Annotated in this window: 13 protein-coding genes; 3 read left to right on the forward strand and 10 right to left on the reverse strand. The window is 37.3% G+C overall.

What is annotated here, in order from left to right:
* The first annotated feature begins 29 nt into the window (after nt 1–29).
* The 3 genes from MUF05_07400 to MUF05_07410 are packed head-to-tail and all read left to right on the forward strand — an operon-like array spanning nt 30 to nt 6,189.
* The gene (locus tag MUF05_07400) at nt 30–4,628 is read left to right on the forward strand and encodes an AAA domain-containing protein (protein MCU0666901.1); all 4,599 of its coding nucleotides are present in this window, start codon (nt 30–32) and stop codon (nt 4,626–4,628) included.
* 38 nt (nt 4,629–4,666) lie between these two features.
* A complete protein-coding gene (locus MUF05_07405; GenBank protein ID MCU0666902.1) occupies nt 4,667–5,599 on the forward strand; it encodes a protein kinase in 933 nt (310 codons plus the stop codon).
* A complete protein-coding gene (locus MUF05_07410; protein ID MCU0666903.1) occupies nt 5,596–6,189 on the forward strand; it encodes a hypothetical protein in 594 nt (197 codons plus the stop codon). Before MUF05_07405 ends, MUF05_07410 begins: the two co-directional genes overlap by 4 nt.
* A gap of 68 nt (nt 6,190–6,257) precedes the next feature.
* Here the strand turns inward: MUF05_07410 and MUF05_07415 are convergent, their stop codons facing one another.
* The 10 genes from MUF05_07415 to MUF05_07460 form a co-directional block, all read right to left on the reverse strand.
* The gene (locus tag MUF05_07415; protein ID MCU0666904.1) at nt 6,258–8,393 is read right to left on the reverse strand and encodes a recombinase family protein; all 2,136 of its coding nucleotides are present in this window, start codon (nt 8,391–8,393) and stop codon (nt 6,258–6,260) included.
* Nucleotides 8,394–8,540: 147 nt separating this feature from the next.
* Nucleotides 8,541–9,257: a hypothetical protein gene (locus MUF05_07420; GenBank protein ID MCU0666905.1), complete on the reverse strand. Its 717-nt coding sequence runs from the start codon at nt 9,255–9,257 to the stop codon at nt 8,541–8,543.
* Between the two features lie 23 nt (nt 9,258–9,280).
* Nucleotides 9,281–9,451 (reverse strand): helix-turn-helix domain-containing protein, encoded by a 171-nt coding sequence (locus tag MUF05_07425; protein MCU0666906.1) that lies wholly within the window; start codon nt 9,449–9,451, stop codon nt 9,281–9,283.
* A gap of 62 nt (nt 9,452–9,513) precedes the next feature.
* A complete protein-coding gene (locus MUF05_07430; GenBank protein MCU0666907.1) occupies nt 9,514–9,900 on the reverse strand; it encodes a phBC6A51 family helix-turn-helix protein in 387 nt (128 codons plus the stop codon).
* Between the two features lie 41 nt (nt 9,901–9,941).
* A complete protein-coding gene (locus tag MUF05_07435; protein MCU0666908.1) occupies nt 9,942–10,151 on the reverse strand; it encodes a hypothetical protein in 210 nt (69 codons plus the stop codon).
* A 39-nt stretch (nt 10,152–10,190) separates the two neighbouring features.
* The gene (locus tag MUF05_07440; GenBank protein ID MCU0666909.1) at nt 10,191–10,379 is read right to left on the reverse strand and encodes a hypothetical protein; all 189 of its coding nucleotides are present in this window, start codon (nt 10,377–10,379) and stop codon (nt 10,191–10,193) included.
* Nucleotides 10,380–10,556: 177 nt separating this feature from the next.
* Entirely contained in the window at nt 10,557–10,889 is a 333-nt protein-coding gene (locus MUF05_07445; protein ID MCU0666910.1) for a hypothetical protein, read from the reverse strand.
* The gene (locus MUF05_07450) at nt 10,870–11,205 is read right to left on the reverse strand and encodes a SpoVG family protein (protein ID MCU0666911.1); all 336 of its coding nucleotides are present in this window, start codon (nt 11,203–11,205) and stop codon (nt 10,870–10,872) included. Before MUF05_07450 ends, MUF05_07445 begins: the two co-directional genes overlap by 20 nt.
* A 220-nt stretch (nt 11,206–11,425) precedes the next feature.
* A complete protein-coding gene (locus tag MUF05_07455; protein ID MCU0666912.1) occupies nt 11,426–12,079 on the reverse strand; it encodes a hypothetical protein in 654 nt (217 codons plus the stop codon).
* Nucleotides 12,080–12,351: 272 nt separating this feature from the next.
* Nucleotides 12,352–13,380, reverse strand: coding sequence for an SGNH/GDSL hydrolase family protein (locus MUF05_07460; protein ID MCU0666913.1), 1,029 nt, complete (start codon nt 13,378–13,380; stop codon nt 12,352–12,354).
* Nucleotides 13,381–13,764 lie beyond the last annotated feature (384 nt).

The raw sequence follows: 13,764 nt of genomic DNA on the forward strand, positions 1-13,764 counted from the left end.
ATCAAAAACGTCAAAAAATGGGGCTATTTATGAATAGTGCGGATACACAAAAAAATGGTCTTGCTTTCATAAAAGAAGTGGCCAAGTATTTTATGGATTTCTTGGAGACTGACTTTCATAAGAGAAAGAATCCAAGGCGCAGTGTCAAGCTTCGAAGTGAAGATAATCTGCTTCTAGGGGTGAATCTTAATAAATACCCTACGTTTTATAGAGTGATCAATAATTTAATTAATCACAACTTTGACAAGAATGTTGCAGTTTCCATTGAAAAAGGTGTTCATAGAACGAATATCCCAAAAAATCTTTTAGATTTAATCAATCTTCAAGTTGAAAAGATCTCTGCAAAACAGATTTCAGAGATTGCGGATGTCTTGAATGAAAAAGTCGTAGAAGCAGCGACCTACTACAAAAAAGAATACGATCAGGCGTTAAATGTTTCAATAGCTGCTGCAGCACAAATTATTAAAGACAAAATTGTTTTGCCTTTGATCCAGAGTATCGAGAAATCATTAGAGAATCTAGGCTTGGGAGACGAAAACAGCATTTATTTGATGGAAGAAGAACTTACAAGTGTTTTAGTCAGGTTGATGGAGAATAAATTATCTGAGCTTATTAAAAGGCTAATTGTTGATGAGCGAGTCAGTGTTTCTAAAGAGCTCAAAAGTATTTTTTCTCTCAGCGAAGTTAAAAGCAGTATCGATACATTCTTTGAGAGTTTTCAAGTTGCAGATATTTTTACAGAACTATTCGAGATGGAAAGAAATAAGAATATCCTCGACAAGCAAGACTTTTATCTCTATTTCTTTGACATCACGTTTAATCGAGTGAAGTTTCCCATCTTCTATATTCCATTCAGCTTAATAAAAAACAACGATTCGCTTAGTTTTGATTTCGATGCTCAGGTATATATCAATAAAAAAGCTTTGGATTTTATTACCCAAGAATATAACCAGCAGACGGGTAAGAAAGGGAATCTAAAGACTATAGCTGAACGAATTATTTATCTCGCACAGCACGCTACTGATTTCAGAATTATTATTAATACTATTCTGTCAGAGATGGTTAATTTCTTTGAGCTTGATTCCAGTTTTGACCTATCGAATCCACAACCGCAGATTGCGAAGAGTCAATTAGTCCGAGTATCGAATGCTTCTTATATCAATTTGTTTGATAAGTCTGATGAGGCACTCATTAATGATTACGAAGAGATTCTGAAACTTTTATCCATTGGAGACAACAAATTAGCGGCCGAATTCAACAGGCTTATCGATGATTTTATTCATAAGAATCCAAAACCATTCAATCCAGTCGTTGAGGATGAGTGGGATGATTTAGGGACTAGCGATAAATTGGTATTCGCGAGCCCTATACCACTCAATAGTGAGCAAAGACAGATCTTGTCGGCAATAAGAAAAGACGGATGTAAGTATATTACCGTTGAAGGGCCGCCAGGTACGGGTAAGAGTCATACCATAACCGCTATTGTATGCGATGCAATATTACGAAACCAGTCGACGCTTGTCCTATCTGATAAGAAAGAAGCCTTGGACGTTGTTGAAGATAAAATTACAGAAACGATGAATAAGGTCAGGCACGATAAGAATTTCCAGAATCCTTTATTACGGTTAGGGAAAACCGGAAGTACCTATAGCCAGATTCTTTCAACGGCGGCTATAGAAAACATCAAAGTTCATTCGCGGGCAGTGAAGAAAGATTACAAAGATTTGGAAGAAAATATTGGAAAGCTGACAAATACGCTGAAAGAGGATTTGGAAGCAGAGGCTTTGAAATATGATGAGATTGATATAAACAGAATCCATGAGCTCCTAGATCTTGAATCCTATTACGACATCAACGGATTTCCTATCGAGGTTGAAGAGATTATTAATCTATCCGATTCCGCGATTGAATTAGAGGAGTTTCGAAGGATTTTTATTTCTATAGAGAATTCAATTCTCGCTTCTAATGATAAGGCGGATGCTTTATTGGGTTTATTCAAGCTCTCATATAGAGATTTCAAAGATATCTCGATGCTCTCCTCTTTTCTTCGCGATCTTGTAATTTTGGATAAGAAGCATCTTGCCCTAAAAGAGAAATTTTCGCAAAAATTGGAGCTGTTAAATTATTTTATAGATTTCCAAGAAGCAGATTTAAAAGTCCTCGAGGGTTTTATTACTCAATGCAAGGGCTTACGGAGCGGAATATTTGGCTATCTATTTAAGTCCGACCAGCTGAAAAGATTGGATGATGAATTTAATAGGAAATTGCCAAATTCGAAATTTAAAGATCCTCACAAACACATAACCAAGATAGAGGATATTTTTAATATTTTTAATCTAGTTTGCTGCTTTAAAAATGAGCTCCTTTTTGCGGGCATATCCAAGGTTGATTGCGTAAATGTCTTTTTTAAACTTTTAACCTCGGCAGATGGGGTCAATGTCATTAAGCGACTAATCGAAATTGGTGACGATCTAAACTATTTGATCGAAAACCTTAGAAAATACCCCAAAACTTTAAATACATCGAATGTGGGCGCCTTGTCATTGGATTCATTTTGTGATAATGCGATAACAAAAATTCCCGCTACTGATTTTGAGAGGTTTATCAATTTTATTGATCTTAGGCAGAAGCTATCTAAATCTTTCGGTGGCCTGATCAGAACAAATTATCCATCACAGAAAAAGCAGATCGAGGAGTTGGTAACAACTCAGATGACGTATTTAATGGATAATAGGTTGATTAATTTTTATGAAAACAATAGAGCTGATGCAAAAACTCTAAGAGATATTATTAAAAGCAAGCAAAAATTCCCTAAGAATGAATTTGCGAAGATGAAAGAAGCGTTTCCGTGTATTTTAGCTGGTATTCGGGACTACGCTGAGTATATCCCGCTTGACCCAGAAATTTTCGATTTGGTGATCATTGATGAGGCATCCCAAGTTAGCATTGCTCAGGCTTTCCCCGCACTTTTAAGAGCCAAGAAAGTATTGATCTTAGGCGATAAAAAACAGTTCAGTAACGTGAAGGCTGCTCAGGCTCGTTCCGATACTAACAGAGAATACCTGAATTCTCTCGAAGCCTGCTTCAGAGATTTTGTTACTACCGATTCTGCGGGGATAGTTAAATTACGGAAATTTAATATAAAAACTTCCATCCTTGATTTCTTCGAGTTTATCTGCAATTACAACACGCAGCTCATGAAACACTTTAGGGGTTATAAAGAAATTATTGGCTATTCGAATAAACATTTTTACGGAGATAGCCTTCAGGTAATGAAAATTAGAGGGAAAAGTATTGACGAAGTTCTAAAGTTTAATTTTGTTAATTGTTCGGCAGAAGGTCGTACTACTTCTTCTGATCTTTTTGGAAGCGTTGAAATGATTCAGAATACGAATGCCGCTGAAATTGATTTTATTATTGCTAAGCTCAATGAACTAAAAGCTATAAATAGCTCCTTAAGTGTAGGCATAATTACTCCTCATACCAATCAACAGAAGTTGATTATGGAAATGATCAGTAAGCTTCCAGATAGGGATCACTATTTCGATAAAATGAAATTAAAAATTATGACTTTTGATACCTGTCAAGGTGAAGAACGGGATGTTATTTTTTATTCAATGGTTGCAACCAAGGAATCAGATCGCTTGTGGGGCGTTTTTGTTAAGGATTTGAATAATGTTGATGTTGAGGAAGACGGTAAAATCAAGGCCCAAAGATTAAATGTTGGTTTTAGCCGAGCAAAAGAAACCATGGTATTTGTTTTGAGTAAGCCATTAGACGAATACTCTGGGGCGGTTGGAGAAGCGTTAAGGTATTATTGGAATACATATCAGGAAGCTAAAAAAGAACCTTTGCCTGATTCCGTAGATCCAAATTCACCAAAGGAAAAGGAAGTTTTAAATTGGCTTACGCAGACTGATTTTTGGAGGAAAGGCGCAAAGGACGGCAGAGTATCGCTAATGCCTCAGTTTGAAATTGGAAAGTATCTAAAACAGCTCGACAAAATGTACGACCATCCTAAATACAAAGTTGATTTTTTGTTAGTGTATAAAGATGAGTTTCACAAAGAGCATAAAATAATTATTGAATACGATGGTTTTAGCACACATTTTATCGATCATTCCGCTATAAATGGATCCAATTACAGATGCTACTATTCTGATGATGACTTGTATAGAGAAAAAGTTCTTGAAAGTTATGGGTATAAATTTTTGAGAATTAATCGTTTTAATGTAGGGAAAAATCCCATAGCCACCTTAAATGAAAGACTAGAGAGACTTATTAATGATAATCACCGTGGGAGCGATATCTTATCAAATATTCATGAAACGATTGAAGGGTTACAAAATGGAAATATGAAAGAATGCCCTAAGTGCAAAGAAATTCGGGTCACAGATGATTTCAAAGACGCGTCTTTAGTATCTGGTTATGGTAGATTTTGTAAATATTGCAAGCATCCTTCCTTAAGCAATAATCTGACTAAACGAGAGCCTCCAAAGATTGATAATAGCAAACGGTGTCCACGATGTAGCTCTGGAATGATTTTGAGAAATGGTCGGCGTGGAAAGTTCTATGGTTGCTCAAGGTTCCCTTCTTGTCGAGGGACTAGAGAGTGCCGGGGTGCTTAATAGCTCAGAGTAATGGGATTATTTAATTAACAAACAATATGACAGAACAATTACCACAACCTAATCCTCCTATTGTGTTGCCTTCGACTAAAATGGCTATTCCGCCGACTGTTGGAGAAGTAATCACCAGTATGCTAACTGGTAATAGCTACACTATGGGGGAAAAGATAGGCGAGGGAAATTTCGGAGTTGTTTATGCTTGCAAGGATATCTGGGAAAACGATCTTGCTGCAAAAGTTTTGAAGCCAAATGATACGTATGAAAAGGTTAAGGCTTCTGCGACGGAAGAATTTATTAAACTCATGCAACTACGCAATCCGCATATTACATTTGTGTATGATGCTTTTGAATTTCGTGACACTTTTTATATTATCACTGAGCGATGTTATTGTTCAGTGAAACAGCTGTTTTTGATGCAAGATTTTAACGGGCAAACTTGGTTAATGCCGATTGCCCGATCTCTTTTGCAGGCAATTCATTATCTTCATATCAGCAACTATGTGCATCAAGATATCCATTCTGCAAATGTTTTCACTGCACTTGTGAAGGATGAAATGCTGCCACAAGATAATAAAATACTTCAATTTAAACTTGGAGATTTAGGCGTAGCAAAGTTATTTCATGAAATTGATGCAAAAAATACTAGAGCACAATGGATGCTCCCTCCCGAGGTGCTTAACCCAACCGAATATGGCCCTATAGATCACCACATAGATATTTATCACGCTGGGCTTTTATTCTTAGAGTTGGCATGCTCAAAAGAATTGCGGTTCACGTCAGAGGAAATTGTTAACGGCAAGCCTCGAGAGATGGCGTTGGCGCTTCCAGTGCCATATAGCTTTGCCCTAGAAAAAGCACTTCGGCGTCATGTAGCATATCGAACAGCGAACGCAATGGAATTATGGCGTGATCTTCATACGCCTCAGACCCCGCCACAACTTTTAGAAACGATACCGACAAAAACACCATGAAAATCATCTGTAGACGTTGCAAAAAGATAATCGGAGAACAGGCGCCTTATCGGGACAATGCCGAGGTCAAGGCCAAGTGCACAGATTGCATTGCCAAAGACAAAGAAGCAATTTCGCGGTTTACGCCTAAGCCAGCATTACACGATGGTCAAGAGGTCACATTAGACAACGGTCTTAAAGGGAGGCTCTGGGTTGCTAAGGGCAAATCGGAGCAACTTTCGTTGTGGGAATTGGCAGTTACTGGTCGTAGGTTTGTTTGTGGAAACAGAATTAGGGGTACATTTGAAAAGCATCTTGATAAATTAAAGGATCAAGAAGTTGAGGTTTCATTCCTGCATTCTATGTCATGTAAGTTGCCTGATTCTAAGCGTAAGAAGAAAAACGATAAATCTCAAGAGGCAGAAAACAAATTTACAGATTCTACGCAATATAATTGCACTGTAAAAGTTCCAAAGCAGTATGCCTTGTCTATGTTTGATGGTATGGCTGATCGACTGAACAAGATAGTTGAGATACTTTCACGAGCCGGGGCTATGTCTTTTGACGAGTTTCGGGATATGGCGATAAAGAGGCAGAAAGAAGTATGCTAAACGAGCTATTCGAATTTTTCGAATAGCTCAACTATCGGAGTATTTTCGTATGAACTATTCGGGAATTCCTAATAGTTCGATGGATTCCCTAGTTGAGTGATAAAGTTTTCCTGTTCTTTGGGACTTTTAAGCATTTGCCGCAGCTGTCGCTCAGTGATCAGCCGTTTGGGCATGGGATCGCCCAGCGCTTCGACGGCTTTGACCAGCGAGGGGTTAAGGTCGAGCAGACTGGTATATTGCCAGATTCGGACTCGGGAGATGCCGACTTTGCGGGCAAGGTCGCTTTCGCTCTTGGCTTGGCCTGATTCGATCATACGGACGTATTCCTTGGCCCGGAAGATGGGGTTCCTGTAGGTCTTGGGCGGTTTGGGGCGGATCCTGCGGGCTTGGTCAGGCGTCTGGCCTTCGCGGACGATGGAAATGATGCGGTGATTCCATTTGCCCTGTTCGGTCACAAGCGCGGTGAAGTGCCATAATAGGCCTGAATCTGAATACCGTCCGGGGATCCAGTCCAGACTCTGACTTTTTTCAAGATCGTTTAGCACCTGCCCACCGACTCGATGAGAGTACCGTCGGGGGATCCAGTCCAGACTCTGACTTTTTTCAAGATCGTTTAGCACATTGGAGCCCTGTCCATCGGCTCGATCAGAGTACCGTCGGGGGATCCAGTCCAGACTCTGACTTTTTTCAAGATCGTTTAGCACCTGCCCACCGACTCGATGAGAGTACCGTCGGGGGAGCCAATTTGAACGAGAGAGCCCTTTGGCAATTATGTCGAAGGGCTTTCTGTATGTAGGGCAAAGGGTTACGTTATCGAGGGAGCAGTTCGATAGTATGTAATGCAGTAGTTTAGCCCTTTTGAGAGGTGTTTGTTGTAAGTATAAGCGGTGTGCCTTGTTACAAAGTTCTAAAATATGGACGCCTTGAGAGAGATAATTGCTGTCGGAGTTCTCGTGTCTGCCAATTTGTTCTTTAATCTGACTTAATTCTTCCTGCCACTTATCCGTCATCTCATCAAAGAAAGCCTCCGAAACTTTAGCGTCAATCTTATCTATGTAAATCTGGTGTAGTCTATTTTCAAGTTTTGTCTTTTGAGCGGTTAATATTTCAATGCGTTTCTTATGAAATTCCAGCTCTTCCTTATGGCTACTTAACAAGGCATTTTTAACTAACTCCAGCACATCCTCGTCAATATGAATTCTTTTTACTATATCAGCAAATTTCTCCTCTAATGCCTTCTCCGGCACCCAAGAGTTTCCGCATTTGCCCTTAAATCCTGTGCAGTGGTAGTAGATATATTTGCCTTTTTTAATCTCTGCAGTGATAGCACAACCGCACTTACCGCACACCATAAGGCCGGTATAAGCAAAGTGCCTCTTAGTCTGTTTAGGCCTGTTTTGTGCCTCAAAGGCCTCTTGCACTGCGTTAAATAGCTCCTTAGATATAATGGCAGGATGAGAGCCTTGGTATAGCTTGCCATACCACCTAAACGCCCCATAGTAGATAGGATTATGTAGTATCTTATGTATTGCAGCTTTACCGACTTTGCCACCGCCTTTATTTCTTAATCCTTCTTCGTATGCCTGCTTGGCAAGTAGGGCTAAAGAGCAATCACCTGTGGAATACATCCTAAAGAGTTTTTGAAGAACAGGCGCTCTTTGTTCGTCAATTTCTAAATACTTAAAAACTCTGCCGTCTTTCTTGGTTTCACAATTCTTATATCCGAGCGGAGCAGCAGAGGGGAATATCCCTTGTTCGGCTTTCTCAAGCATACCTTTACGGGTCTCCTCAGAGAGGTTATCAATATAGTTCTTGGCCATTAGCGCCTTAATTCCAAAAATAAACTTTTCGTGAGATTTTGAATCTCGGCTGATTGTTGTATTCTCCTTAACAAGAATTATGCTTAAACTCTGCTGATTAACCAAGTCATCTAAAATAGCGATATCTCTAAAGTTCCTCGAAAGCCGGTCTGTTTTTTCGCAAAGTATCGCTTTGATTTCAGTATTCTTTTTTAAGTATTCAATCATCAAGTTAAAGTTTTCTCTACCGGCTCGTTTGGCCGTCTCTACATCTACAAATTCCTTAACTACCTTGTAGCTATTCTTTAAGGCATAATCATTAAGAAGTTTTAGCTGGGCGGGGATAGAGTAACCTTCCTGTTCTTGCTCCTTGCTTGAAACTCTCGCATAAATAATAGATTTCATAAAGGATGATAGTTACTAGTTTTTACCCGCAAAGAAATTTCTAACAAATTTTTTCAGTTTTTCTTTACATATAAGACATCAAATATTAACTAATTACTACTCTTCTAAAAGGCTATTTCTACTGTTCAAGCGACTATCGATTGTCTTTTATTCATTATTTTCTGTGTTTTCTAAACCAAAAGAATTGATTCTTTCTTTTAATTTCTCATTTTCCCTTTCGAAATCTTCTATAATATCTAACAAGAGCCTCTTTCCTTTATTTTCTTTAAAATGTCTCTTAACTCCTTTTATAATTGGAAAATATAATGCAATTAGAAAAGGAATAGAGCCAAGCCCCAGTATGACCATAATCCAGTTATGATGCGAGGTGTAATTTTCTTTTGTGTATACCGAATAATAGCTATAAGAACAGAATATTTGGTCTAAAGCATTTCCGATAATCCACATAAAAATCCAGATTGCAAGGGGTAGTAATAAAAGGGATAAATGTCCCACTGTTTTTAAGCCCCTTATGTAAGTTTTATAAAAATCACCATATTGTTTTTTTTCACAGACTATTCGAAGTTTTTCAAATAACCTCGTATTAAATCCAATAACAATAAGTGATAAACCAAAAATAAGGCAAATATTCCATATTAAGGATAAGAATGGTCGAAGGTTATTAATAATTTCGTTTAATTCTACCGCCCCAAAATTTTTAGAGATTCTAGTATTAGCATTTGATAGCCAAGTAGATATACTTTTAAGCCCTGTTGTCTGAGACCATTGAAATAAACCATACACAATAAGGGCAGCAAAGAAAATTATGAAAATATAACTAAAAAAAATTCCTATTTTTTCTTGGGTTCTTTTATTAGTATCCATTGTTTGCCTCCGTTATAGTGGAGCTATTTCTTTAACAGCTTTTTTATATGATATTCCTGTATTTTAAAAGGTTTTGTTTTGTTATTAAACCATCTATTCACCGTGCAAAAAGAAACGCCCAGCATTTCTGCAAGGCGTTCTTGAGTTATTCTGTTCTTTAGCCTGTATTCTTCCAACTTTTTAATTAAATCCATATAATTACCTTGTGTTTATTTATAGCATTTTATATCATCTATGTCAAGCAGGATTTCCGGATTTATCTGTAAGATTTATTTTCTAAAATTATCTGCTCAACCTTATTTAGCCGTTGCTCAATATCATTAATTTCTATGCTTTTTAAGGCATATTCAATAATGTCTCTACAGGCCAAGCGCTTTATATCTTCTCTTGAGGAATCCATTAGCTTAATTAATTCAATGGTCGCCTTAGTTATTGCAGATTTCAGCCTGTCCAAAGCGTCTTGAATCATCTCATCTCTTTGGCGCTTTAACTCCGCTTTAAAAACTTCATCTTTTAGCCAAGCATAGAAGGTAGTTCGACTAACCTGTGCTTTCTTGCATCCTTCCTCAACTGAGGAAGAAGAAAGAATGCGGGGGATACTCAATAGTTGTCTGTTAGTCAATTTGTTCTGTTTATCCGTCATATCCCGCCTCTTTTTGTTTAGAATTGTTATTTTCTGTTAATTTATCCAATAGAGTTTCTACTATTATCATCTTTCTGTTCTGGAAGGAAAATTATCGTTTGCCTAATGCCTTTTCCGTATTTAGCATTATATTCTTTAAGTTTTCTCTTTCTATCAGCTTCGTCTTTGAAAATAATGACAAGTGGTGGAAAATCTCTGTTTTTCTGCCTCATTGAATCCTCAACTTTCTTTAATCTTCTTTTTAATGACATATATTACTTTCCTTTCTGCTTTCTGAAGAATTTCCTGCCTTAGCTATGGGATTTCTGCGAAATTAGGCCTATTTTCTTACCTATGCCAACTCTGTTTGGATTCTTGCCAAAACGATAGAAGTAGAGAGGGCAATCTTCAATAAGGCAATTTCTAATCTCCGAAGGTTGCCCGGCCGAGCAATCAAGGCACTTTGCCCTGATGGCCTTAACAGGTGTTAATCTTTTCATCAAGCCTCCTTTCGCAAAGTCAACTTTACTTTGTAAAGAGCTTCGCTTTATTTTTTAAAGAACTTTAACTCTTTTCTTTAAGCTATCGCTTTAGTTTGTAAAGAGCTTTGTTCTTATTTGTTTTTTAAAAACCTGTTTACTTCTTAAAGATATATATATTATACCAGTATCTATGTCCTAAATAGTGTAGCCTTTATAATAGAAATCTTTATATTGGCCAATGAATTTATACACTGTAGCTCCGCCAAATAAGCCTCCGGGTGTAACCCTTTCAATCCAGCCACCCTTTATTAATTCTTTAAATGTTTTGCTTATTGTTCTTGAGCTCATCATATCTTTCATCTCTGAGTAAGCCAAAGTAACATCACTATAAGTTTTGTAATTGAATTTAGCTCTTAAATAAATGTAGATAATTTTGGCCGAGCTCGATAATTTGCGCCATTCGGAATCTTTTAACAAATCCCTTCTTATCATTACAAAGGGGGGTGCTTTATGTTTCTTCCCGCTCATATTTTTTCTCCATTTTTTCAGCCAATTCTTCAATTTTTTTAACAATCGCCTCTTTAATTAACTCTGATGTATCTTTATTTATCGGATAGAAAATATTAATTTCTCGGCCATTGGGAAGTTGTTTTGAAGGGAATAAAAGCCTGTAATCGCTGCCATCTGGGCGGGTATATACAGCTATACTATTTAATGAGAGTTTATTATCGAAATTAACGCTGGCAAAACCTATGAGGCCTTTTTCGTTAGGCCGGAGAGGGTAGAAACACACCTCGTCTATTATCACTTTGTTCATTTTCAATTGACTTCCTTTCTTCATCATCAGACCACTGTTTTAAGGTTGTAAAGAAGCCACTTATATTAGTGCATATCTCTGTAAATTCTTCTTCGGAGATAGGCCTTCCGTATAATTTTGACCATTCTTGGATTTGCTGTTGTTTAGTTAAACTGCTCAAAATAAAAAACTCCTTATTAGGCATTTCTAATAAAGAGTTTACTATAAAAATTAAGTTAGTTTAACTCTGCGGGTAATGTGGGAAAAATTATTTTGAGTAGTAGATATTTCTTACCGTGGAAGGAGAGAGCGGTTTTCCTGTTAATGACTTACAAAAAGTGAATTTAGTAGGTGCTTCTTCGCCTACTTGTTTAAAAATTACATTAACTTTTGCGGGATTGGGATTCTTTCTTAATTCATTGATTCGTTTTTTTATCCAGCTTTCCCTTTTTTTATATTCTTCGATAAGTTTTGTTCGTTTGCCCTTTTTAGGCCTATGAGTAATTATTTCAATTTTACCATTGCTAAGCCTGCGCCCTTTAACTAAATCCTTATAATATTTATTAGCCTTCCTTAGGAATCTTATTTTTTCTTCTTCATTTGCTTCTAAAGGCATTCTCAAGATTAATTCTGGGCTGCCCTTAAGGTAGAAATGGTCTTTTTGTTTTGTTGCTTCTTCATATGGAATACCATCTAATATTTTCTGGGAGATGGTGTTGTGAGTAAGTTTTTCAATACCAATATTAAGATAGGCTTCAAATCCATCTTTATTTTTGATAGGCCTAAGAGCAGAAAAATCTATATTCTTTTGTTTCAACTCCCTGGCAGACTCTTTGCCTAAAGCTATCACGATAGAATCTGTGGATTTTCGAGCATTGCTAATAAACGCTTTTAATAAATTGATTTCGTCTTTCTTCGCCACCTTTTCCTCACTTTTTCAAGTAGATTATAACTCGTTTATGTTGCCAATTCCAGCAATTCGTGGCATAAAAACTCTTGTGGTATTTCCAGTAAGACGTTTCTATATTCGTTGATAAAGGGGAGCCAATCTTGTTCAAGCCCTATTCCCGGTATGAGGGAATAGGGCTTAGAGAGAGCCAATTTGCCCAGTTGATAAGTGTTCAACTGGGCATTTTTGTTTGTGGGGAGAATTTGGCGGAGTAATTCAGGATTACTCTGGGAGGGTGGTTTGGTTCACTTAGACTGCGCCAAATCGAAGTGATAATTAGTTGTTATGTATTCCGCCATCAACTTATTGCCTTCTCCGGAAGGATGACCGTCACTAAGAAAAAATTTTTTGTACTCTTTTTCGGATAATTTTAATATCGCAGGGGGACAGTCCATATAAACCGCTGGGGTATCTTTAAAAATATTTTCAAAACCAAATATTCGGCTTCGTATTATTTCAGTAATAAACTTTTTTGATTTTTCAATATCGTCTCTACAGGGATATTTCACAACTATCAATTTCTCATTGTGTTCGCGCGTCTCTTTTATCAATTCAAGAAATATTTTCTCGCAAATTTTGTGTCCCAAATACCTCCTGTAGATTCTGGCATAGATCATATTTAATAGTATACTTTTTTGCGATATGTAATCAAGCATGTTCAGGTCATTCCTGTTGCGGCTTACCAAGTTGCCGTTTTTTAAGTCAAAACTGGGTTTATTAAACTTCTCAATGTTTCTATATGATTCTGTCACGCGCTGTATGTCGTCACTTATAAATGCAAGAATCACGATATCCGGATTAATAACAGGGGCATATTTTTTATATGTTATATACATCTGATCAATGCCATATCCTGACATCCCAAGATTAAAAACTTCATATGAATCACCTAACTTTTGCTGTATTAATGAGGGCAGCGATAATTCTTCGTTGACGCACAAGCCAAACACGAAACTATCGCCTAAGATCACGATCCTGTTTTTTTTAATAGTCCTCTTATCTTCAAAATCCCTAGGATCACGGAATCCCTGTTTGTTAATGGAATATTTAATCCCTTCCAGCTCAGCGCTTTTCTTAAAAACCCATCCTAAGTCTTTATCATACCTAACCTGCCGAGAATCTTTATTTGCGAACTTACCGGGGTATGTCCTTTGGTAAAATGCATAATTGGGCATAGCGATTCTAATTAACCCCTCAGCTAAAACTATGCCGATGCCGGCTCCTAAAGAAATCGCTATTATATTAAATCCTACAATAGTAAGTCTTTTTTTCATTTCTCGTCCGCTATGTTTTTCTGCATTTAATATACCACAAATTATTAATTCTTCCGTAACAAAAATTGCGGTTGCAAGGTTTAATTCGCTAAGCATCCTCTGCTATGCGCCAGTTGCGAAAATATTCCAATTGATAGGTTGGATCAAGTATAGCTTTGCAATAGTCATCCGGCGTTTGGCAGAATTGCTAAGCGGCATATTCCCATATAATATTCTTTGGGTTGATTAGGTTTGCATTATACTAAACATAGCAAGAACTTCCCTTGAGGCGGGTGATAATTTCTGTTAGAAGATTGTAAACTAAAGTGCGACAAAGGGAATAAATAAAAAAGCTCCACAGATCAAAGAAAACCTGTTACTTTGTAAGTTATCAGACCAACAAAG

It is taken from the genome of Candidatus Omnitrophota bacterium, from assembly GCA_025453395.1.
In the GTDB taxonomy this organism is placed as follows: domain Bacteria; phylum Omnitrophota; class Gorgyraeia; order Gygaellales; family Profunditerraquicolaceae; genus JAlOQK01.